Annotated in this window: 15 protein-coding genes and 1 pseudogene; 4 read left to right on the forward strand and 12 right to left on the reverse strand. The window is 69.8% G+C overall.

Annotated elements, in window-relative coordinates; translation table 11 throughout:
- From ACFQBR_RS27710 to ACFQBR_RS27725, 4 genes are all read right to left on the reverse strand, one after another.
- Positions 1–2,323, reverse strand: a 2,323-nt coding sequence (locus ACFQBR_RS27710; RefSeq protein WP_465264168.1) for a WD40 repeat domain-containing protein, incomplete at its 3' end; no start/stop codon positions are given.
- Between the two features lie 613 nt (positions 2,324–2,936).
- Entirely contained in the window at positions 2,937–3,215 is a 279-nt protein-coding gene (locus ACFQBR_RS27715) for a hypothetical protein (protein ID WP_344177932.1), read from the reverse strand.
- 300 nt (positions 3,216–3,515) lie between these two features.
- A complete protein-coding gene (locus tag ACFQBR_RS27720; protein WP_344177935.1) occupies positions 3,516–4,613 on the reverse strand; it encodes an alkene reductase in 1,098 nt (365 codons plus the stop codon).
- 59 nt (positions 4,614–4,672) lie between these two features.
- Positions 4,673–5,098: a RidA family protein gene (locus ACFQBR_RS27725; protein WP_344177937.1), complete on the reverse strand. Its 426-nt coding sequence runs from the start codon at positions 5,096–5,098 to the stop codon at positions 4,673–4,675.
- Positions 5,099–5,241: 143 nt separating this feature from the next.
- Between ACFQBR_RS27725 and ACFQBR_RS27730 the strand changes: the two genes are divergently transcribed.
- The 3 genes from ACFQBR_RS27730 (at position 5,242) to ACFQBR_RS27740 (ending at position 9,626) form a co-directional block, all read left to right on the forward strand.
- Complete coding sequence (locus ACFQBR_RS27730; protein WP_344177939.1) at positions 5,242–5,838, forward strand: TetR/AcrR family transcriptional regulator; 597 nt, start codon at positions 5,242–5,244, stop codon at positions 5,836–5,838.
- Between the two features lie 555 nt (positions 5,839–6,393).
- Positions 6,394–7,104: an ABC transporter ATP-binding protein gene (locus ACFQBR_RS27735; RefSeq protein ID WP_378554864.1), complete on the forward strand. Its 711-nt coding sequence runs from the start codon at positions 6,394–6,396 to the stop codon at positions 7,102–7,104.
- Positions 7,101–9,626 carry an ABC transporter permease gene (locus ACFQBR_RS27740; protein WP_344177941.1) on the forward strand — a complete coding sequence of 842 codons (2,526 nt, stop codon included), beginning with the start codon at positions 7,101–7,103 and terminating at the stop codon, positions 9,624–9,626. The genes ACFQBR_RS27735 and ACFQBR_RS27740 overlap by 4 nt, the downstream gene beginning before the upstream one ends.
- Positions 9,627–9,830: 204 nt before the next feature.
- Here ACFQBR_RS27740 and ACFQBR_RS27745 read toward each other — a convergent pair whose 3' ends face one another.
- The gene (locus ACFQBR_RS27745; RefSeq protein WP_344177943.1) at positions 9,831–10,523 is read right to left on the reverse strand and encodes a TetR/AcrR family transcriptional regulator; all 693 of its coding nucleotides are present in this window, start codon (positions 10,521–10,523) and stop codon (positions 9,831–9,833) included.
- An 81-nt stretch (positions 10,524–10,604) separates the two neighbouring features.
- Between ACFQBR_RS27745 and ACFQBR_RS27750 the strand changes: the two genes are divergently transcribed.
- The gene (locus ACFQBR_RS27750; RefSeq protein WP_344177945.1) at positions 10,605–11,528 is read left to right on the forward strand and encodes an alpha/beta fold hydrolase; all 924 of its coding nucleotides are present in this window, start codon (positions 10,605–10,607) and stop codon (positions 11,526–11,528) included.
- Positions 11,529–11,665: 137 nt separating this feature from the next.
- Here ACFQBR_RS27750 and ACFQBR_RS27755 read toward each other — a convergent pair.
- The 7 genes and pseudogenes from ACFQBR_RS27755 to ACFQBR_RS27785 all read right to left on the reverse strand — a co-directional run bounded on the left by ACFQBR_RS27755 (position 11,666) and on the right by ACFQBR_RS27785 (position 22,516).
- Positions 11,666–12,242: pseudogene (locus tag ACFQBR_RS27755) on the reverse strand (snapalysin family zinc-dependent metalloprotease).
- A gap of 807 nt (positions 12,243–13,049) precedes the next feature.
- Complete coding sequence (locus ACFQBR_RS27760) at positions 13,050–13,994, reverse strand: transposase (RefSeq protein WP_344177947.1); 945 nt, start codon at positions 13,992–13,994, stop codon at positions 13,050–13,052.
- 2,064 nt (positions 13,995–16,058) lie between these two features.
- The gene (locus tag ACFQBR_RS27765) at positions 16,059–16,421 is read right to left on the reverse strand and encodes a Dna2/Cas4 domain-containing protein (RefSeq protein WP_344177949.1); all 363 of its coding nucleotides are present in this window, start codon (positions 16,419–16,421) and stop codon (positions 16,059–16,061) included.
- Between the two features lie 29 nt (positions 16,422–16,450).
- A complete protein-coding gene (cas3, locus tag ACFQBR_RS27770; protein ID WP_344177952.1) occupies positions 16,451–19,513 on the reverse strand; it encodes a CRISPR-associated helicase Cas3' in 3,063 nt (1,020 codons plus the stop codon).
- Positions 19,510–20,538, reverse strand: coding sequence for a type I-B CRISPR-associated protein Cas7/Cst2/DevR (cas7i, locus tag ACFQBR_RS27775; RefSeq protein WP_344177954.1), 1,029 nt, complete (start codon positions 20,536–20,538; stop codon positions 19,510–19,512). The genes cas3 and cas7i overlap by 4 nt, the downstream gene beginning before the upstream one ends.
- Positions 20,538–21,944, reverse strand: a complete 1,407-nt coding sequence (locus tag ACFQBR_RS27780) for a hypothetical protein (protein WP_344177956.1) — start codon at positions 21,942–21,944, stop codon at positions 20,538–20,540. Before ACFQBR_RS27780 ends, cas7i begins: the two co-directional genes overlap by 1 nt.
- On the reverse strand, positions 21,941–22,516 hold the full coding sequence (locus ACFQBR_RS27785; RefSeq protein WP_344177958.1) for a CRISPR-associated endoribonuclease Cas6: 576 nt from the start codon (positions 22,514–22,516) through the stop codon (positions 21,941–21,943). Before ACFQBR_RS27785 ends, ACFQBR_RS27780 begins: the two co-directional genes overlap by 4 nt.
- Positions 22,517–22,987 lie beyond the last annotated feature (471 nt).

Genomic DNA, 22,987 nt, shown 5'->3' on the forward strand with positions numbered 1-22,987 from the left:
CGGGGGTGGGTCGGTTGGTGGTGGTGTCCCAGAGTCGTGCGGTGCCGTCGTCGCTTCCGGTGGCGAGGGTGGTGCCGTCGTGGTTGAAGGCCACAGCGAGCACCTGGCCGTCGTGGTGGAAGGTTCGGGTGGGGGTGGGTCGGTCGGTGGTGGTGTCCCAGAGCTGTAAGGTGCCGTCGTCGTTTCCGGTGGCGAGGGTGGTGCCGTCGTGGTTGAAGGCCACAGCGCGCACAAACGCACCGATCGGTAGCACGATGTACCCATCGAAATGGAGCACCGAGGTCGTTCCCATGAGTAGCACCACCGTTGCGAGGGTGACCGCACCATGCAACCATCGGCGAACTCGAGAACCGGACCGCCGGCGAATGTCGAGCCAGCGGAGGATGACTCCCCGGGCCGGGGGCGGTCGGCGCTTTGAAGGCCATTGTTCGGCGAGGTGTGTGCGCAGCAGTTCATGGCGGAGCTGATAAGCAGGACCTACTTGACGAAGGACTCCTTTTTCGTGTGCTGTGCGCAGGAAGCGCATGAGGCGCCAGGGAAGCCTTCCTCGGCAGGCGAGCCACAGTCGGGCGACCGTGTACGAAAACCATGCCGAGCCGGATCCCACAACGACCACCGCCATGATTGCGAGCCCGACCACGCCACTTGTCACCCAATCGGCAAGCGTGAGGTCGGCGATCCCCCAATCGTCGGTGGTGAGGTCGGCGTTCCGCCGATCGTCGGTGGCGAGATCGGCGTTCCGCCGATCGTCGTCAACGGTAAAAGCGAGGAACCCCAACGCGGTGAGCGCTCCGCTCGATAGCGCTGCTGTGAGGAGTGCTGTGCGATCACTGCGGAGTACAGACGCCGGAGAACTCGCCTTACGCTCCTCTACGGGCGCTGCCAGCCATCGAACGATGCCCATGGGTATGCCGATCATGGCGGCTGCGAAGGCGTAAGGGGTAATATTAAAATCGTCGAGACCGTAACTCATTATCTCAAGCGTGACCCACAGTGCCGAGAATGACAGGCCCAATAACAACCCTGCCGTCAGGCTGGGCAGGAGGCGGCGTAAATTTGGTGTGCTGCTTTTTGGAGTTCCCGCGCGGAACCCCAGCAGGTTGATGACCAGTATCGCCTGACAGACCAGGAGGGCGACAGGAATGGCACTCAACCATGCTTCGCTGTTGAACGTCCTCAGGTGAAAAATTGTTGTGGCGATAGTGACGGCGGCGTCGCCCAAAAAACTATGATCAGTCATCCTCGCCCCGAGGACCACAAGGATGCCGAGAGTGCAGAGGGCGGCGATCAGGAATTGGATGCCTGTAAGAGTGTCGCTGAGCGTGCTGAAACGGCCGCGATGTGTTCTCGGCTGCTCGGATTCTTTTAGGGAGCGTACGGTACGCAAACCCCCCAAGAAGCCCACGGCGGCTCCCAGGGCGGCTCCCGCTGCGGTTGCGTAAGCCATAGATTCCCAAAAGTCGCTCGTAGGGGTGATATACGAGTCCGTCCAACTGCGCGAGGCCGCAGTGATCCCGAGCAGAAGCGATCCACACAGCGTTGACACAAGGGTGATGAGTAAGAGGAGCAGCCATCGTGGCACGGCCCGAGTCAGGTGCCACCATTCGAAGTCGGGGCCGCCTTGCTCATGCAGGTGGTTCGACAGGAACGACAGCCAGTATTGCGCCTTGTCGTGCTCGCCGGCGGTGAATACCGTGGGAAGGTATTTCTTGAGGAGATGGCTTGTTATCTCCGGCGTCGTCGTGAAACCGGTGAGCTCTTCAGGGGGACTGCTCGACGGCCGATAGATCGAACGGGTCAAGTTGATCATCAGTGGGGTCGACAGGGCATGGGCGAGTGGCCCGCGGGGTTCCCTGCGGATCCGCTCGATGACCACACTCCAACGGTGTGAGTTCGCGACCTCCGGCTCCGTCAGATAGGCAGCGGTGTCTTCGACGCGGATGGGTTCGATGTCGACGACGGCGGCGTGCGCAAGGGCGCCACGGTCGTGGACGGCCTGTGCGAATTCGGCACTGCGGCAGGTCAATACCATCCGCAGACCGATTTCCGCGGCACGGTCGAGATCGGCCAGCGCTGTGCTCAACACTGAACGGGGCATCTCGTCCAACCCGTCCAATACCGGGATAATGCGACGGTCCAGGAGCAGGGCGGATACCTGGTCCGTGTTGAATGTGCCGTTCGCGCCGAAGTCGAGGTAGTCCTCCGTTATTCGACGGACGCACCAGTCCTCGATCCGCTCGGCCGGATCCCACCCTGCCACCGACAACAGGACCGGCACGGGACCCCGGTCCGTGTCCTGCTCGATGACGGCCAAGGTGAACAAGGCCGCCAGAGTGCTCTTCCCCGCGCCCGGTGGCCCCAGTACCACCAACTGCCGACGTGACATGTCCTGGAACGCCGAGGCGAGAGCGTCCGCCGAGCTCAGGTCACCGACTGTTCGGACCAGTTCTCCTCGGATGGGAACGGCATTGGGCCGCTCGGTATCTGAATATGCCCTCTCGACGGGACTCGAGGTCGGTCGCCATCGCAGACGAAGGGGCCGCGGCCTGTGTAAGCCCCGGTGGGACGTCTCGTTCCGCCATTGTGTTCGGACCTGGTTGCGCAAGCGGTTCAGCGCCGATTGGGGAGGGTCACTTCCGCGCGCTCTCTTCCACAGGACCCATATGACAACGAGGAGAACGGCGGCACCGAGCGCCACCACTCCAGCGGTGACCGCCAGGCGCTTCTCAGGGACGATGTTCCATGCGCCCACTGCCAGGGCGGTGGTGGCTGCAAAGGTGATCAGGGCACTTGTGGCAGGCCAGAAAAGACCGGGGCGATGGGGAGCGTGAAGGTGGATATCACCATGAATACTGCCGGTTTGTATCACATGGCCTGAAATGGTCCCTGCTGTCTCGTTGTGTATGGTTGGGCGAGAAGATGCCCGTTTGCTCGGCTCAGGCATCCACTGCTCCTCCATGTCGGCTGCGCTCAAAGGCTGAGAACAGTTCGAAAGCGACCATGGGCGGAACAAGACCGGTGTAACCACAACGGGAACGGAAAGACCGGGCCGTGGCGGCGGCCTCCGCCGCTGCGGTGGTGCCGCTGATCGTTGTCGCTTTGCCGGAGGTGTTCGGGCCTTTGCCGACGGTGAGTCCTTCACCGAACCACAGCGCGCCCCCCAGTACAGCCAGAGCCGTGTAGGTTGCCGCCCAATCCCGCTCCGTCTTGTCCATGTGACCGATTGTGGCGGGAAAGCCCCTGCCCGGTAAGGGGTTTCGGCGGTATCGGCCGCATCCGGCCTGTGGAGCTGAACGGGCGCGCGCGGAGGCCGTCATGGGGCCATGGCGGGCGGACGCGGGTGAGCGACCGCTGGTCGGCCGCGCTGCGTTCGGCGATCACCGCGGGATCGAATACGGGCCTGTCCAGGCCCGGCCGCCGCTCCGGTCCCCTCCACAGGAGGTCGACGCGGGCCCGGACCGCTTCGGCGGTCCGGGCCCGGTGAGCCCCCGGATGAGCGCGGCGTACCGAGCGGCTCAGGCGACCGCCGACACCCCGGATCCGTTTGTCGCGGCAGGGTAATCGGTGTACCCCTCCGCGCCACCTCCGTACAGGTTCTCCGTCGGCGGCCCCGCGAGCGGAATGCCCTCGGCCAGGCGGGCGGGCAGGTCCGGGTTGGTCATGAACAGGCGGCCGAGGGCGACCACGTCCGCATGCCCGTCCCGTACCAGCCGCGCCCCCTCGCCGGGGCTGCTCGGGGTCGGGCCGTTCGTGTTGGCGACCAGCGTTCCCGACCAGCGTGTCCGCAGGTCCGCGATGGCCCCGTACCCGCCGTTCTCCAGCACGTGCAGGTAGGCGAGGCCCAGGGGGTCCAGCGCGTCGACCAGTGCACGGTATGTGGTGCGCGCGTCGGTCTCGGCGAGCTGGTTCTCGGCGTTGTCCGGCGAGATGCGCAGGCCCACGCGGTCCGCGCCGATCTCGGCGGCGACCGCCTCGACGACCTCCGTCGCGAACCGCAGGCGGCCGGTGACCGAGCCGCCGTACCCGTCCGTGCGCAGGTTGGTGTTGTCGGCGATGAACTGCTGGATGAGGTAGCCGTTCGCGCCGTGGATCTCCACGCCGTCGAAGCCCGCCCGGACCGCACGCCGGGCCGCGGACGCGAAGTCCCGCACCGTCCGGGCGATCTCACCGACGGTCAGCTCACGCGGGGTCACGTGATCGAGCATCCCGTCCCGGGTGAAGATCTGCTTCCCCGCGATGGCGACGGCCGAGGGGGCCACCGGCAGTTCGCCGTCCGGCAGCGTCAGCGGGTGCGTCATCCGTCCCACGTGCCACAGCTGGGCGAAGATCGTGCCGCCCTCCGCGTGCACCGCGTCCGTCACCTCCCGCCAACCGCGCACCTGTGCGTCGGTCACCAGTCCCGGGATGCCGGGGCCGCCCTTGGCGAGCGCGTTGACGTACACGCCCTCGGTGATCAGCAGCCCGGCTCCGGAGCGCTGCCGGTAGTACGTCGCCGCGTGCGGGCTCGGCACCCCCGTCACGTCGTCGGCCCGGCCCCGTGTCATCGGGGCCATCGCCACCCGGTTCGCCAGTCCCAGCCGTCCCGCCCGGTACGGCTCCAGCAACTCCCGCATCCTCACACCCTCTTCCGGCATTCCCGTGTCCCGCGCCCGTTCTGTCACGGCCCCGGCGTTCATGCGGTTCGCCGGTCCAGCGCGATGACCTCGACCTCGATCTGCCAGTCGGGCTGGGCCAGTGAGACGACCTCGACGAGGGTGTCGGCGGGGTAGGGCTCGGCCAGGAACTCGCCGCGCAGCGTGATCACGTGCGGGAGGTTCGTCGCCATGTCCCGTACGAAGATGCCGACCTTGACCACGTCGGTGAAGGCCAGGCCGGCCGCCTCCAGCACCCGTCCGACGTTCCTGAACGCCTGCCGCCCCTGCTCCAGGAAACCGCCCTCGACGGTCGTCCCGTCCTCCTCGAAGCCCGCCTGTCCGGACACGTACACGAAGCCCCCGGCCCGGACGGCCTGCGATATCCGGTACGGCGCGTACCAGTCCGGCGTGGTCGCGATCTTCTCGACGTGCCCCACGGTGGCCGCTCCCTCTTCGCTGGACATGCTTCTCCCCTGTCTCGGCGGTGCCCGGAACCGGGCTCGAACGATGGCGTTACGAAACGTTTCGTAACGCCATGGAAGCTAAGTCATCCAAGGCGACTTGTCAAAACGAAACGTAACGTCACGCGGGCGGTAGGATGTGGCCCATGACCTCTGCCCCGAACAGTGAACGGCGTAGCGAGCGCGCCCGCCGGGCGATCCTCGACGCGGCGTTCGACCTGGTGAGCCGCAAGGGCTTCGCGAAGGTGACCATCGAGGGCATCGCCGCCCAGGCCGGCGTGGGCAAGCCCACGATCTACCGCTGGTGGGGCTCCAAGGGTGCGGTGGTGCTGGAGGCGATGAACGAGGAGCTCGGCGACGACTTCGCCTTCCCCGACACCGGGGACATCGCCGCCGACCTCACGACCCAGATCACCGCGGTGAGCCAGCGACTGGTCACCGGCAGGATCAGCGAGGCCTTCAAGGGCGTCATGGCCGAGGCGCAGAACGACGCCGCGCTGATGAAGGCGTTCCGCGAGACGATCCTCGAGCCCAGCATCGCGGAGTGCCGTGCCCGCCTGGATTCCGCCGTCGCCGCCGGGCAGCTCCGCTCCGACGTGCCCACCGACGTGATGGTCGACCTCTTCTACGCGCCGGTCCACTACCGGCACTTCCTGGGCTTCGGCGACGATGCGGTCAGGCGCAGCGCCGATCTCGTCCAGGACGTCCTGCTCGGCCTGCGGCCCCGGCCGGACGCGGGCTGAGCGACCCGTACCCGGCCGCGGCGGACCGCTTCCCCCGCACCGGACCGTCCGCCGGCCGGCCGACGCCTCCGCGCCATCCGTCGTCGTCCCATCCGGATCCCAGGCGCATGCGGGCGGGGAACTCGGGGGAGGGTGGAACGGACCCCTGGGGGTTGTTCACGGCAGGCGCATCCGTCTCCTCGTGCGCTCGTGCGGAATGCGCATTCGGGAATCTTCAGCGGTGCCGACTCCGGTTCTCTCCGGTGTCACTCGCGCGGTCGCGCGAGCGCGGAAGAGGCCGGTCGACGGACGAATCCCACCGGTGGGAAGAAAGGTCGCCCCCCGGTGGTCGAAGTTTCTCTACCCGACCACTCCCACCAGGGCCAGTGACGTTCGCGGCCCGCCTTGTTTGACTTTCCTTGAGTGGGCGACAGGGCGCACCCGGGTCCTGCGACCCGCGCAAGCGATCGGAACATCGGCATGGGCACAAATGGAGGGCGCCGATCCTCGAAAAAGGGGATCGGCGCCCACGACCGGCCATACGGAAAAGAAAAGGATGATCCGACGGTCCTGCGGATCACGGGACTGACCAAGACCTACTCCCGGGGCGTCGTTCCCGTCCATGCCCTGAGAGGGGTGGACGTCGTCTTCCCCCGAGGGGGGTTCACCGCGATCATGGGACCCTCCGGATCGGGGAAGAGCACCCTCCTGCACTGCGCGGCCGGACTGGAGCGCCCCGACGCCGGCGCGGTGCTGGTGGAGGGCCGGGACATCACGGGCCTCTCCGAGAAGGACCTGACACGGTTGCGCGCACGCGCGTTCGGCTTCGTGTTCCAGTCCTTCAACCTCCTGCCCGTGCTCGACGCGGAGGAGAACATCACCCTCGGGCAGCGCCTGGCCGGCCTGCCCCCGGACAAGGCCCGCCTGGCCGGACTCGTGGACTCGCTCGGCCTGGAGGACCGCCTCCGTCACCGGCCCGCCGAACTGTCCGGAGGGCAGCAGCAGCGGGTCGCCGTGGCGCGTGCGCTGCTGCACCGGCCGAGCGTGCTCTTCGCGGACGAGCCCACCGGCAACCTCGACTCCCGCTCCGGCGCCCAGGTCCTGGAGGCTCTGCGGCGTGCGGTGTCCGAGCACGGCCAGACCGTCGTCATGGTCACCCACGACCCGGTGGCCGCGGCGCGCGCCGACCGGGTGCTCTTCCTCCGCGACGGCGGCATCGAGGACGAACTGCCCGACCCCGCCCCGGACACCGTGCTGGAGCGGATCAGGCGCTTGGAGTCCGTGTGATCAGGCTCGTGCTGCGGGGCGTGGCCGACCGGGCCCGCCCACTCGTCCTGTCCGTCCTGACCGTGGCCCTGGGGGCCGGGCTGGCCGTGGCCGCCCTGTCCCTGCAGGGTTCGGCCGACCGGGTGGCCGCCGAGGGGGCGGGTGTTCCCTGGCGGCTCTCGGAGCCGCCGATCGTCGTGGTGGCCGCCCCGGAGGACGCCGGCCTCACCGCGACGCCCTCCGGGGAGCCCGCGCGACTGCCCCCCGCGACCGTGGAAGCGCTGGCGGGGGTCCCCGGGGTCGCGGAGACGGAGGTGGAGGCACCCTTCCCCGCCTACGTGGTGACCGACGAGCGCACGCTGGGGCACCAGACGCAGCGCTCCTGGGGGCACTCGTGGGCACTCGCCGAGGCCGAGCCCCTCACGCTCGCCCAGGGGCTGCCGCCCGGGGCGCAGGGGGAGGTGGCGCTCGACGCCGGGACCGCGGCCGACGCCGGTGTGGCCCCCGGTGACCGCACCCGGGTTCTCACCCCCGAGGGCACAGCCACCGTGCTCGTCACCGGGATCGTGGACCGCGACACGGCCGACGGGCGGGACAGGGGCGTCTTCTTCACGCCGGACGAGGCCGCCGCGCGGGGCGGAGCCCCGGTCCTGGCAGCGGTGTGGCCCCGGGAGGGGACGGACCCCTCCCGGCTCGCCGAGGCGATCCGGGAGGAGCTTCCACAGGTCAGCGTGTTGACCGGGGCCGAGCGGAGCGAGGCCCTCGCACCGGGCCGGACCGGCCGCGAGCTGGCCTCGGGCATGGGGCGGTTCCTGGGCACGGTGTCCGGACTCGTGCTGGCGGTGGCCGCCGTCATGGTCGCCGGCCTGCTCACCACGACGGTGCGCAACCGCGTCCGGGAATTCGCCCTGCTGCGCCTGGCCGGGGCCGCACCCGGGCTCGTCCGACGCCTGGTCCTCGGCGAGGCCCTGGTCCTGGGCGCCGTCGCCGCGGTGCTCTCGTGGGCGGCGGGTGCGCTTCTGGCGGTCCTCCTGGCCCGGTTCTTCGAGGCCATGGGGGTACTCCCGCCGGGGTTCGAGCCGGAGGTGGGGCTGCCCGCGCTCGCCGCCGGAACGGTTCTGGCACTGGCCGTGCCGCTGCTGGCCTCCTGGGCGCCCGCGCGTGCGGCGGGGCGGACGGCGCCGGTCGAGGCCATGCGCACGGCCCAGGTCGCGTCCGCGCCCCTGTCACGGGTGCGGGTCGCTCTCGGTGGGGCGGTCCTGGGCGGGGCCGTGGCGCTGCTCGCCGTGGCATGGGCGGCGGCGGGGAGCCGGGGCGCGGTGGTGGCGGCGCTCGCCGCCTCGATGGTCCTCGTCCTGGCCGCGGCCCTGCTCGCCCCGGTCCTCGTCCGGGGCGTGCTGCGCCTGGCGGGCCCGCTGACGTCGAGGGGGTCGGTGCCCTTCCTGGTGCACAGGGAGGCGTACGCCGACACGCGCCGGGTGGCGGGTGTGATGACGCCGCTCATGGTGACCACCGCCGTCGCCTGCCTGCTGCTGTTCCAGGGGCCGACCACGAGCGAGGCACGCATGCACTCCTACGGGCAGCGCCTCGCCGCCGACCTGGTGGTGTCCGGGCCGGTGGGGGTCGGGCTTCCCGAGAGCGCGGCGCAAACAGCCGCCGGGGTTCCCGGGGTGTCCGCCGCAGGAGGGTTCCGGCAGACGGTCACGGCCGGCACCGGCGCCGCCCTGACGACCTACCTCGTCGACCCCGGGACCGTGGCGGACCTCTACCGGATCGACGCGGAACAGGGTGCGTGGGAGGCGTTCGACGCCGACGGGGTCGCGCTCGACACCGGGACGGCGGGGCAGGAGGGCTGGCGGGTGGGCGACACCGTCACACTCTCCGGGCCCGACGGGCAGCCGATCCGGGCCCGGGTGGCGGTTCTCTACGAGGCGGGGCTCGACTTCCCCGAGGTCCTGCTCCCCCGGCAGGTGCTCGCCCCCCGGATGCTGGACGCGATGGAGAGCGCCGTCTACGTCACGCTGGACCCCGGGGCCGACCCCGCCGCGGTCGCGCGCCTGCTGGAGGGGGCGATCGACGCCGGTCCCGGAACCCTGGTCACCGACCGGCCCGGACACCTGGCCGACGTGGCGGCCCAGGGGGAGGGCGACGACTGGATCACCTACCTGATGGTGGCCGTGGTGGCGGGATTCGCCGGGATCGGCGCGGTCAACACACTCGTCGTCTCCGTGGCGGCGAGGGCGGGGAACTTCTCCCTGCTGCGCCTGGTGGGGGCCTCCAGGGGACAGGTAGCGGGCATGGTCGCCGCCGAGGCGCTGGCGGTGTCGTCGGCGGCGGTGGTCCTGGGGAGCGCGGCCGCGCTGGCCGGGCTCGCGGCCTCCGGGTACGCCTTCACCGGTGACACGGTGGTCCTGTCCGTTTCCCCGGGCCGGTACGCCCTCCTCGCCGCGGCGGTCCTGGCGCTGGGCCTGGCGGCGAACCTGGCGCCGGTCGCCGCGGCCCTGCGTGCCCGGCCCCTGCACGTGGTGTCCGCCAACGGGTGAGGTCCCACTGCCCGGACGCGGCGACCGGGCCGGTCGGGCGCTCCCGGCCGGCCCGGCGGGGGCGGGTACGCGCGGGGAGCTCCCGCGCTCCTCCGAGGGCTGCCGCGACCTGTCGGGGACACGTCGGCCGTCCACGGCCGTTGAGCCGCGGAAGGGGCTCAGGCGCCGGTGCGGCCGGGACCGCCCCGGGCGCCCGCGGGCGGTTCAGGGGTTGTCGACGAGTCCGGTGAGCACCCGGCGCACCACCCGCTCGAACAGGGTGTGCGTGTCCTGGGGCGCTTCGGAGCCGGGACCGTCCGCCAGCGCGGCCAGCAGGAGCGGATGCCGTTCCGCGGTCGCCGCGGAGGCCAGGTGGGAGGCGTGCGCCCGTCGGGGGTCGGCGGACGCGTTCCGGCGCTGGAGCTCGGTGCGGGCGAACAGGGTGACCAGCCCGTTCAGCACCCCGACGGTCTCCAACCGGGCGGGGGAGGACAGCGGCGCCGGAGCCAGTGCGCGCAGCGCGTACTCCAGGTAGTCCATGCCCCGGGGGCCCACTGCGGGTTCCGCGGGCAGGTCGAGCAGCCAGGGGTGGCGCAGGTGGACCTGCTTGGCGCGGACGGCGAGGGCGGCCAGGTCCTCGACCGGGTCCCCGCTCAAGGGGACGCCGAGGTCGATCTCCCCGGCGGCGGCGTCCGCCATGAGGTCGAGGAGGTCGTCCCGGGTGGACATGTAGCGGTACAGCGAGGCCGGTCCCGTGCCGAGCTGTCCGGCCACCTGGCGCATGGACACCGCCGCGAGGCCGCCCCCGTCCGCCAGCCCGATCGCGGCGGCGGTGATCTGTGCCCGGCTGCGCTCCGGCGCGGGACCGCGTGCACCCCGTTCGGGGCGGTTCCACACGGTCGTCGGTTCCTCGGCCATCGGTCCCCGTTCCACTCCTGTTGCGACGCCCCCTACCCTAATACTGAGAACACTGATCGCAGTATTGTGAGGAGTGGGAGCATGGACCGACGACCGTGGACACCGACCCGGTGGGCACGCAACGGCGACGTCCGACTGGCCTGCGACACGTGGGCCGGCGCGGACGGGAACGAACCGCTCCTGCTCGTCATGGGCATGGGCGTCAGCCGGCGGTGGTGGCCGGACGGCCTGTGCCGGATCCTGGCCGACCACGGCTTCTCGGTCGCCCGCTACGACCACCGCGACGCGGGCGAGTCCACGCACCTGCCGCCGACGAGGACCCGCCTGCCCGCCACCGCACTCCTGGGCAGACGCGGCGAGGCCTACACGGCCGAGGACATGGCCGACGACGCCGTCGCCGTGCTCGACGAGCTCGGCTGGGAGGCGGCGCACCTGCTCGGTGTGTCCCTCGGCGGCGCCGTGGCGCAACGCGTCGCGATCCGCCACCCGGACCGTGTCCGCACCCTGACCTCGATGTCGGCGGTCCCCGCGGACGCGGCGGGACTGGGCGTCCTGCGCTACATCCGCGTCCACGCCGTCGCCGGGCTCAGCCGGATGCGCTATCCCGACACCGAGGAGGGCACCGTCCGGGCAGGCCTGGCCATCGCCCGGTTCTGCGCCTCACCCGCCCAGCCCTTCGACGAGCGGGAGGAGCGGGCGAAGGCCGAACGCCTCGCCGACTCCGGCACCCGCGACACCCGGGCGCAGAGCCGTCAGATCGGAGCCCAGTGGCACGGCCCGGCGATCAGCACGATCACGGCCCCCACACTGGTGCTGCACGGCCGGGACGACCCCCTGATCCGGCCGAACGCCGCCGCCGCGATCGCCTCCCGCGTCCCCGACGCACGCCTGGTCCTCCTGCCGGGTGTCGGACACGACATCCCCGCACCGGTGTGGCGCACCGTCGCCGCAGAGGTCCGCGCACTCGCCGACGGCTCACCGGCGCGAGCGAACCGGGGAGAGTGACACCACGGTCCATGACCGGGGCGACGGGGACCGGAGCGTCGGCGACCGGTCTGACGCGGAAGCGGTGACGCCTCCGGCGCCGACCCCTGGTGAGGGTAGGTGCCGGAGGCCGGTGACCGCCGATCCGGTGTGCCCGGTCAGAAGCGGTCGACCAGAAGCCGCCCGTCGGCGGCGCGCTGGCCCGCCAGGCCGCCGCCGTAGTTGGCCTCGACCCGCGCGCGCTCGGAGGCGTTGGGGGCGCGGACGGTGCAGTTCACACCGCCGGTGGAGCCCGACATCAGCGAGGAGCACGGGCCGGGCTTGACGTCGGGCAGGCCCAGGCTGTGGCCGAGCTCGTGCGCGGCGATGCGCACCGCGTCGTAGCCCTGGGCGGTGCCCTGGCGGCCCATCCAGACGGTGACCTGCCCCCCCCGGGCGCACCGGGCCCAGGTGGGCGCGGGGCCAGCCGTCGTCGGCGATGATGCGGATCTCGGCCCGCCGCCCGGCGGGGGCCGGCTCCAGGCGGACGTTGTTGACGCTGGAGTTCCACACGCCCACGGCCGAGGCGACGGCGGAGGCGTACTCCGCGGACTGGCTCGCGTCGTAGTACAGGGTGGTCTGGCGCAGGGGCTGGACCTGATCCGCGGGTTCCGCGGAGGCCGGTACGGCGCCCACCAGCGTCAGCGCCAGGGCGCTCAGCGCGATGAGGAGGGGTGTGAGGATGCGTCTCAGCATGGGGGTCTCCCTGGGATGAGGGTGCTGATCTCTCTGGTGACCCGGTGAGGTCGCCCTGATGCTATGTGTAGTGACGTGTCGCCACAAGACGGGCAGAACGTCTGATTGCGGCGCGGCGCACCGGCGCGGAGGGCCGGGGCGGGGGAGCCGGCTTCGCCGTGGCGGGGCAACGCCTCGTTGCCCCGTCGGGGAGCCCTGCCGGAGGCGCGGCGGCGTCGCGGGGCGGGAGTCGGGGCCGACGCCGGGCCCGCGGGCACCTCCTCGGCCGTCGCGCAGCGGAGTACCGCCTGGTGGCAAAGTCGCTGTGGCCTACGTTCATGATATTAAAAATCATTATCAAAACCGTAGGGGTCGCATCGACCCTCGCCCTGGCCGGGTGCGCCACGGCGCCCGCCCCCGCGACCGACTCCACGGCGGCAGCGGAAGGGGGCGCGACCCCCTACCCCCTCAGTATCGAGAACTGCGACGCCGAGGTGACCGTCGAACAGGTTCCCAAGCGCGCGGTCTCCCTGAACCAGTCGGCCACCGAGATCATGATCCGCCTCGGCCTCGCCGCCCGCATGGCGGGCACCTCCTACGAAACAGTTCCCGTCCCGAGCGACATCGCCGACACCCACGAGGGCATCCCCCTGTTTGCGGACCACACCCTGGTGAACCTGACGCCTCACCGGGTGGTGCTCATGTCGGACCAGGGGAACACGGTCACGCTCGGGCGCTGCGAGCAGCCCGCTCGCGTGACCACGGCCCGGGTGAGAATCTCCCCGCCCGGCCACCCGTGGACCATGGTTCACGAACGTCCACTGGGCTCTATCGATCTGCCCGAGCGCACGGCCTCATGGCTCGTGGTGGCCCGTGTTGTCGCTGCCCGGAAACCTCGGGGCACCTCAACCCGAACCGCAACGAACTGCTCGTGCCCACCGACCTGTCCCGGGACGAGCACGGCACGGTGCTGTGGGCGCGAGCCCTGGCTCGAGTCGGGATCTGATCTTGCAGGCGAGCGCCCCACTTTGACGACACGGTCTGGAGCGGGGTGAGGCCGAGGTTGACCAGTCGCCGGAGGTTGAGGGCTGCGGCCCGGTTAAGGAGCCAGGTGTCGTTCCTGAGGATTCCGATGTAGCGCAACCGGCGGTTGCCCCGGGCGACCAGCCAGGCGATGCCCCGTTCGACGGGCGGGCGCCAGCGCCGGTAGGCGTCCTTCCAGGCGGGGTCGGCCGCCTGGCGGAGGGCATCGGCCAGGCGCTGGTGCTGGGGGTGGACCCGCAGGACCCGGCCGGTCTTGGAGGTGGTGCAGCGCTCACGCAACGCGCAACCCGCGCACAGCTTCTTGAACTGGGCCTGGCGGAAGCCGCCCTTGAGCGGTTCGCCGAGCAGGCGGGTGTGCCCGGCCGGACAGGCCACCTGGCCGCCTGCGGTGTCGATGCGAAAGTCGTCGCTGGTGAACCCACCAGGGACTACCGAACGCAGCGGCGGGGGCTTGAGCACCTGCCCGTGACCGGCCTCTTCCAGGTGTTCACGCAGGTCCGCGGTGCCGTAGGCGGTATCGCCCAGTACCTGGACCGGCTCGGCCTCCTCGGCCAGCAGGTCCTCGGCGACCCTGGCCTCGTGGTTGTCGGCCCCGCAGCCGCTGGTGAGGGCGACCCCGGTGAACAGGCCGCTCTCCGGTTCGACGGCGACGTGGCCCTTGTACCCCGCCTGGTGCCGGGTGCGGTTCTTATGGATGTGCCTGGCCTCGGGGTCCACCGTGGAGACCAATCGAGGTCCTCGCGCAGCTCTTCTACAGCGGCCAGATCTACGCGTCCATGATCGCGGAACCGAGCCGAGAAAACAGATACTTAACGAAGTACTACTAGATGGGAATGTTGTTTCCCCTCGTAGGGGCGATGAGGACGGGATCACCCGGTAGGTGTCCTCGCCCATCGCCAGTTGCTATCCCTCGTAGGGGCGATCAGGACCGGTGCGCCAGGAGCTGCGCCAGCTCCCGTCCATGTGGTTGCTACCTCTCGTAGGAGCGATGAGGACCCGTACTGCTCCTTCTCCCGCTCCCGCCAGTCCGGTTGCTACCCCTTGTAGGGGCGATGAGGACGCGGGTCGCGGGGCCGCCAGATCCCACCCGGACGCCTGTTGCTACCCCTCGTAGGGGCGATGAGGACCACCACGCGGGCGGGGTTCGAGACGCGTCCGCCCCGTTGCTACCCCTCGTAGGGGCGATGAGGACCCGCACGGTCCTGCGCCGTGGTCAACGCCGTCCTGTTGCTACCCCCCGTAGGGGCGATGAGGACCCTGCGCGCCCTGGCGGCTGATGCCCAGCACACCGCGTTGCTACCCCTCGTAGGGGCGATGAGGCTTCGGAAGATCGCTGGGGAGGAGGCGTGACCGTGTGTTGCTACCTCTCATAGGGGCGATAAGGATGCCTACGTGGGTGAACCCCACCAGTGGCGGTGGGTGTTGTTACCCCTCGTAGGGGCGATGAGGACCTGTCCCCGCCCGTGGAGACACCGCCGTCCCCGTGTTGCTACCCCTCGTAGGGGCGATGAGGACGGCCCTGGCCGCCATCACCCGCGCCCTGGACGCCATGTTGCTACCCCTCGTAGGGGCGATGAGGACCCCAGGCCGCCCAGGGCACCACCGCCGGCAACCGGTTGCTACCCCTCGTAGGGGCGATGAGGACGGTAACGCGGCCGTCGGTCACCGTGGCGCCGGGACGTTGCTACCCCTCGTAGGAGCGATAAGGACGACCACCGCAACAGCTCAGAACCAGGAGGTGACTGTTGTTAACCCTCGTAGGGGCAATGAGGACCTTGGGGGTGTGGGGCTAGTGTGCCACCACGGCCCCGTTGTTACCCCTCGTAGGGGCAATGAGGACCGGAGCCTCCCCCCGCCAGCTCACCGCGGCCTACGGGTTGTTACCCCTCGTAGGAGCGATGAGGACATGGGCGGCCTGGCCATGGACCAGCGGCGCCTGCTGTTGTTACCCCTCGTAGGGGCGATGAGGACATCTCGGGGTGGTCGGCGGCCAGACGCTTGTCGTGTTGTTACCCCTCGTAGGGGCGATGAGGACGGCTGGTCGGCCGGGAGCCCTCCGGCCCGGTAGTGGGGTTGTTACCCCTCGTAGGGACAATGAGGACCCGACCCCGGCGCCCGCGCGGTCTACGAACCCGAGTTGTTACCCCTCGTAGGGGCGATGAGGACTTGGGACGCGACCTCGACAGCGGCCGAAGGCTAGAGTTGCTACCCCTCGTAGGGGCGATGAGGACCAGCAGCCAGGACCAGCCGTGGCGGCTGAGCGCCTGTTGCTACCCCTCGTAGGGGCGATGAGGACGAGACGGCCTGGGAGACCACCCGCAGCCGCAGCACGTTGCTACCCCTCGTAGGAGCGATGAGGACGGTCGTCTCCGATCGGGTGCAGGGCGGTGATGTGGTTGCTACCCCTCGTAGGGGCGATGAGGACCACAGGCGAGTGGCTCCACCGCGAACTCCCGCTCTCGTTGCTACCCCTCGTAGGAGCAATGAGGACGCTGGTCCCTGGAGACCCACACCGACGCCCTGGCGGCGTTGTTACCCCTCGTAGGGGCAATGAGGACACCGAAGCGGGCATCGCCAACCACCGGGCGCTCCTGTTGTTACCCCTCGTAGGGGCGATGAGGACGATCCGGAGGGCCTGGGCGCGGTCGTACCGGCATTGTTGCTACCCCTCGTAGGGGCGATGAGGTCCCCCGTAACAACAGGGACACCGACCAGGCCTACAAGCTGTTACCCCTCTTAGGGGCGATGAGGGCGCTCGGCTTGGCCGACCGCGTCGAGGAGCTGCCAGGGTTGCTACCCCTTGTAGGGGCCCACACCAAGGCGATGCAGGGACCGGGGACCATGGGTGCGCCGGGTCTTGGGGTAGTGCGGGATCGCGCCCTGGGCGTCGACGCCGACCTGGCGGAGCCGGTAGGAGTAGTGCACGGCTTGGGCTTCGTCTGCCGCGGTGGCGTGGGAGGAGGACTTGATCTCGTGGACCCACAGGTTGCCGTCCAGGTCGTCCAGGCGTGCCGAGCCCAGGTCGGCGGGGTGGGCTCGGCGGTAGGAGGTCTCGTGGACCGCCTCGCCGAGTTGGACGGTGGAGCTGGTGGCTTCGGGGCGAAAGCCCCGGGCGTACAGCCATAGCTGGCGGGGGCAGTGGTAGAGGTACTTCATGGGCACCCCTCCGACATCTTCGACGCCGATCACAGGATCGCTCCGGGCTGGTAGGAGCCCGTGCTGGATGTTGACCTGATCGCGGTGAGTCCACGGTCGGCTTTGTACTCGGCGTCGATGACCAGGACCTTGAGCTTGTGGTCCCAGGTACCCAGGAATCGGGCGTAGTGGGGGAGCGGGATCAGGTACTGCGAGGCCAGCAACCGCCCGGTCCCCGGTTCCTCGTTTGCTGCCTTCTCGAAGAGTGCGTCTTCGTAGTCCTGCCGGTCCTTGGCGAGGATGCCGTCCACGCCGTCGAACATCTTGTCGAAGGCTTTGGAGAGCTCGGATGTGTCGTTCAGAGGCTGTTCAAAGCCCAGGAAGTAGTCCTGGAAGTTCGCGGCGGACTCTTCCACCTGGGCTTGCCACGCATCGCCCCAGGAGCTTGTGTAGATCTCGTCGAGCCACGTGGTGAACAATCGCTCGTCCAGCTCCTGGCCGTCGTCGCGGGCCAGGATGTCCCAGCTCAGCTTGGTGGGCTCGGCATCGTAGACCTTGTCGGCGAACTCGGGTCCGCTCCTGCCGCGCGGGGCGTAGTGGGCTTGGTGCACGATGACCGGCGCCGGTCCTTCCAGGGCGCCGACGCGGTTGACGCGTCCGAAGCGCTGCAGGAGCGCTTCCAGGGGTGCGGCGGAGGTGTGCAGGACGTCGAAGTCCACGTCCAGGGACACCTCGACCACCTGGGTGGCCACCAGCAGCCCGGGGCGGCGGGGTGTGATTTTGGTGCCGAACCGGTCCCGGATGGCCTTTTCGATCCTGCTGCGGTCGCCGGTCCTGAACCGGGAGTGCAGGAGCAGGGCGGCGTCGTCGCCGTGGAGTTCCTTGGCCAAGGGAGCCAGCTGGTCGTAGAGGTTCCAGGCGTCGGCGACGTTGTTGGCGATCACGGCCACGCTCTGCCCCGCGCGCAACGCGTCCCTGATCTGCTCCACGCTCGTGGGGTCGGTCAGGTGTTCCTGGCGCAGGTACAGACGGTGGCGACGCGGCCAGGCGTAGTCGGCGTCGGGCTCCACCAGCTCCACCCGGTGGTTTTCGCCAAGAGTCTCCCGAATGGTGTCCAGGAGCCGGTCGGGCAGGGTCGCGGAGATGACGCCGATGCGCCCGCCGAGGTTAGCCCACTGGCGCATCATTGCCAGGATCATGCCGAGGCGTACGGGTTCGTAGGCGTGGAGTTCGTCGAAGACGAACACCGAGTTGGCGCTGTCGATGAGGGTGGCCGCGTGCGCGGTACCTCCCAGAGCTCCGCGCAGGAGCTGGTAGGGGGTGGTGACGCGCACGAGCTCCCGGAACAGGCGACTGGCGTTGGCCTGGGCGACAGCCCGGGAGGCCCGTCGGCGTTCCTGGCCGGCATCGCCCAGCTGGTGCTCGTCGCAGGAGGCGGTGGACAGGTAGAAACTCGCCGCGCGGGAGTGGACCACACCGACCTGGTCCTGGCCCAGCACTTGGCGCAGGCGCGTGGCCATGGCGTTGATCGAGGCGAGGTAGGGCAGCGAGTAGAACAGGCGGGGTGTGCCGCCTGTGCCGGCGGCCAGGTCGCGGGTGTGGGTGTGGGACCACAGCAGGGCGGCTTCGGTCTTGCCCTGCCCGGTGGGAGCACGGAGGACCATGTGCGTGGTGGTGGCCTCGGCCCGTTCCTGGTGGGGGTAGGCGCTGTTGCCCCTGCCGGCCAGTTCCAGGCGCAGCCGCCTGGGGTAGTCGGCGCCGACCAGGGGGTGGTCGGTGAGCAGTGGGCTGTGGGCGGAGGCCACGTGGTCGGCCAGGGTGACGGCCCCCTGGAGCAGGGCGGCGGTCAGCCCGGCCCGCTCATCAGGGCTCTCCCCGTGCTCCCACTTCTTGAGGATGCGGTCCAGCATCCGGTGCGTGGCCTGGGCCAGGTCGGACTGGTCGACGGGTGCGGGTGCGGGCGCCGAGGCGCGTGCGGCCAACCAGGCGGCGAGGGCGTTGGCGGAAGCGGTGTCCACGGGCCCGAAGCTGTCCTGCACCTGCTGGGGGTCGGTCAGGGTGAGCTGTTCATTGCGGATGGACCCCTCACCTCCGGCCAGGGGCCGGTGGTGGGTGAGTACTCCGAGTCCGACCCAGGTGCGTTCCTCTTCCGGTAGGTGGGCGAGGACGTGCTCGACGAAGGCGAGCGAGTAGATCTCGTGCCTTTTCCCCCACGGTTGGGCGGGAGGGGGGTTTCCCACCATGGTCTGGAACCCGTTCGGGATTTTCCCGGCGTCGTGGAACAAGCACGCCAACCGTGCCCAGGTCCAGAAGCGCTCGTCCATCCCGGGCAGGGCGCCGACGCGGGCGCGCAGCAGGTCCAGGGCCCGGGTGGTGGCCTGGAGGTGGGTGGTCAGCGCCTCCCCTGGCTGGGGAGGTCGGATGCGCTTGTCGAGGCTCTTGGCCCAGATGTGCGGCAGCTCGACCTGTTCCTCGGCACTCGCGCGGGGGTGGACCGGGGGCAGGGGCACGACTGCCTGACCGCCGTCGGTGCGCAAGGAGGAGTCGACCTTCGCGGCGCTGCCCTTGGGGGCGTAGCGGTAGGTGCCCCACTGGATGCGGGAGCGGTCGGGGCTGATCGCGTGCGGCATCCGCACCTGCATCCCCGAGGTGGACGCCTCTGCCGGCAGCAGGGCATGTCCCTGGGAACCCGCGCCCGCGTGGAGGGTGATGCGGCGGGTGCGGGCCGAGGCCAGGTCCTGGCTGCGGCCCAGGCGCAGCGGCCACACCGGCCGGCGCAGAGCCCGCTCCCACAGGTCCAGATGGTTCAGCACCCACACCGTGAGCGTCGTGTCGGCGAGGAACTCGTGGTCCTTGGGGGTGGCGTCCCGCCTCTTGCCTTCGGCGTCCAAGGGGTGGAAGGTCTCCAGGTCCACCCCCTTGCCCCGGGCGGTGAAGGCCATGGCGATGCGGGTGTCCGCGGGCATGCGGTCCCAGCCGCCCACCGCCGCGGCCAGCAGGCCCGCGACGGTGGACGGCGGGGGGCAGGGCAGGGTGACCTGCACACCCGAGTACAGGGGGTTGCGGAAGGAGGCCACCGGGGCGGTGACCGTGATCTCCAGAGCGGCGGTCATACGGCCGGGTCCTCGAACCAGGCGTCGCGCTGACCAGACTCGATCTCCTTGGCCAGGGTCCCCAGGACGGTGCGCGGGTGGTCGATCACCACACGCCCGGCCGTGATGTGCTCGACCAGGTCGTCACGGACCTGCTCGCGCTGGGCTCCGAGGAACCCCGGCGCCCAGCCGATGTGGACGGGCCCGTCCAGCTCATCGGCCCAGGCCCGCATCTCCTCGGCGAAGACCGCCACGTCGAAGAACACGCCCTGCGGCCCGGTGGCCAGCACACGGGTGAAGGGGTTGTTGCCCCCCTTGAGGGGGGCCAGGAGCACGAAGGAAGGGGCACGGTCGCCGTAGTGCAGGGCGCGGCTGGCCCCACCCTGGACCTGGGCCAGGGTGCGCAGCAACACAGCGGCCCGGCGTCGGCGCTCCTGGATCGGCAGACGCAGCGACCCGACGCCGCGCAGCACGTACTCGTCGGCGCCGGCGTTGACGGCCTCTTCGGCTGCGGCCGGGGACAAGGCTCGGCGCAGGCCCCCTCCGTCCTGTTCGAAGGTGCCCACCCGTGGCAGGTCCAACAGCACGTCCCCGGCCATCTCGGCGGTGTAGTGCTCGTGTTCGTGGATGACCGGGTCGGCGTCCGCCGGGAAGCCGCGGCTCATCGTGCCGAAGTCGGTGCTGATGCGCTTGGATGCCAGCGAGACGAGGGTGCCGGTGGCCAGGACGGTGTCACGCTGGTAGTTCTCTTTCTTGATCGCGACCATGTAGCCGAACAGGTCGTCGTCCAGGTGCAGGTCCGGGCGTCCCGCGGTATAGGCCTGCTGCTTCTTGCCGGTGCCGGACCGGGTGACCGGGGAGCGCTTCTCGGTCGCGGGCAGCGAGTCGCGCCACCACCGGCGCAGCGCCTGCGCGGAGATGTAGGGGACGCGTTCACCGCGTCCGATGGTCAGGTACTTGACCTTGGCCGTGTTGTCCTCGCCGCGGCCGTTGTTGGGGGCGCCGGCGGTGATGTCCAGGGCGATCTTGCCCACCAGGTAGGTCATCAGTTGTTCTCCGCATCCAGGTCGGTGTCGGGAATGAGGTCGTCGGTGGACACGTCGTCGTGGTCGCGTCCGCGCCAGGAGGGTTTGAGTTCGTGCAGGTGGTTGAGCACGCCGATGAACAACAGGTCGCGGTGGAGGAAGACCCGGTCCTCGGCGTCGAAGAGCAGCCGCCACTGGCGCTCGGTGATGAACGGCTCGGCTTCCTGGGTGCGCAGGGTGCGGTCGACGGAGGCGCGCTGCAGCCAGGCGCGCAGGGTGGCGAGCTTCTTGCGGGCCTGGAGGAACTTCTTCAGTTCCTTGTCGTCCTCGGTGTTGAGGGCCCGGGCGATGCGTGCGGCGAGTTGGTTGATCTGGTCCAAGTCGGTGGTGGACACCTGGAGCACCTTCGTGGCGTAGGAGGAGCATGTGGCGGAAAGCAGCGGGGTCTGGGCGCAGATACCGTCCTTGCCCAGGGCGCGTTCGCGCAGGAAGTGGGCGACGGTGGGAATCACCCGCTCGGGCAGGTCGAAGAGGTTGCGGGCGAGCATGGACCGGCCGGGCACCCTCTCCCAGCGGTGGGCACGCCCCAACCAGAGCAAGGACGGCTTGGGCAGGTCGCGGATCCACTCCGTGGCGGGCTGGTCCATGGCGTGCACCGCCAGCTCCTGCTCCTTGTTGCTGTTGGTGAAGACCATCAGCTCCACCCCCTCGGTCACCGTCTCCTCATAGCCCCGCAGACTGCTCAGCGCGGCGAGCTGGCGGGCGTAGGAGGGACGTTCGCCCGCCGGGGCGCCGGCCACGGCCTGGCGCCGGGTCCGGTCGACCTGGAACTTGGTGAGCGCGCGGAGCAGGTTGTCGTCCCAGCTGTGCAGTGCCGTCGCCCGCCCGCCACCGATCGCGCACCCGTAGGGCAGCGCGTAGAAGCTCAGCAGGCAGCCCCGGCACAGCGCCATCCCCTCATGGGTGGGGATCGTGGTGTTGCGGTAGGAGGAACTCTCCAGCAGCGGAACGTCGACCTTGCCGTAGAACCCGCAGGCCGGGTGGTCGCACAGCACACATCGGGCGTCCAGGACGGTGTCGGCCTCGGACAGGTCGCGCCACTGGGCGAGCTTGTCCTTGAGGTCCTGCCCCAGAAGGGACTTGCGGTTGGTGGTGTTGATGGGGCAGTTGGGCCAGAACAGGTAGCTGGTTCCCAGCCAGAACCCCCCGGGTTCCTTGCTCGTCGCGACGGTGGTGGTGCGGCCCAGGTCGCGGGTCATGTTCGCGTTCGCCGCTCGCAGGTCCTGCTCTGTCAGCTCCAAGGGGTGGGCGAGCTGCTTCAGCTTCACCGGCTTGCGGTGCACGAGCGAGGACAGCGCGAACGCACCCACCCGCTGGAGGGGGTGCGCGGTCAACCGCACACTGAGCCCGGTGGTTGTGGTGCTCACGCGACCACCCACCCGAAACCCGCGGCGTTGGCCTGGCCCAGACCCCAGCTCCAGATACACCGCAGGGTTTCCGGGGCACCGTGGACCTCGGCTTCCACGGCGGCTCCGGGCTTGCGGCCCTTGCCCACGGCGAAGCTGCGTTTGGGTCCCACCCAGGTGATGGCCTGCACGCTGACGTCGGGGTCAGTCCCCACCGTCAGAGCCTTACGGCGCAGGTTGGACTCGAAGTAGGCGGGGAACTCCGGTTCGGTCGGCAGCACCCACGCCTGCCGGGTGGTGCGCTCCCCGTACTCGTCGTGCCCGGAACCCTTCATCACCACGGGGGTGGAGGTCCTGAACACGGCCTTGCCGGAGGCGAAGTCCGGCGGGGGAACGACATCGACCGAGTCGACCCGCAGCGCTACACCACCCCAGTCCACGACTGTCTGCCCGGCCAGTCCTTTGGCCACGCCTTCGACAACCTCCGGAAGGGGACTGCCGAACTCCAGGACACCGACCCCGCCCGCCGCGTACTGGCCGCGCTTGCGGCGAGCCGACGGAAATGTCGGAGCGCTGTGTCCGAAGGGGGTCATACCGGTCGCTCCCCAACCGCGTTCGTGCAGTTGGGCGCCGACCTCAGGGGCACCGCGCGAAAGCAGCTCGTAGATTAGGCCGCGGCCTGGGCGAAGCACGTTCTCCCAGTCCAGGGATGTGGCAGCCGTGCGGACCGTCATTCGAAGACGCATGGGTCACCTCCTCCGCTTTTCGGAATCATCTTTGAGCACCGTAGAGAGAGCTGGTGACAGTGCAGGCTTGAGAGTTCCGTTTTTGGCCAGGTCGGGACATTGTTCGGTTTTCCTGCGAGAGTAGGGCCAGTATGGTAGCTGGCACGGCAGGGGGTGCAGCTGTGTGGCTATCCCTTCTTGTCCGGAATGCCTTCTTCTGTGAATTTTACGTTCACTACTTCCGTGTCTACCTTTTTCGGACTTTTTGACCAGAAATACCAAAAACCACGCTGCTCTGAACAGCGTTTGACCTGGAGCTGTATGTCTCGTTGGCTTCGC

It is taken from the genome of Nocardiopsis tropica (genome assembly GCF_042660575.1).
Taxonomy (GTDB): Bacteria; Actinomycetota; Actinomycetes; order Streptosporangiales; family Streptosporangiaceae; genus Nocardiopsis; species Nocardiopsis tropica.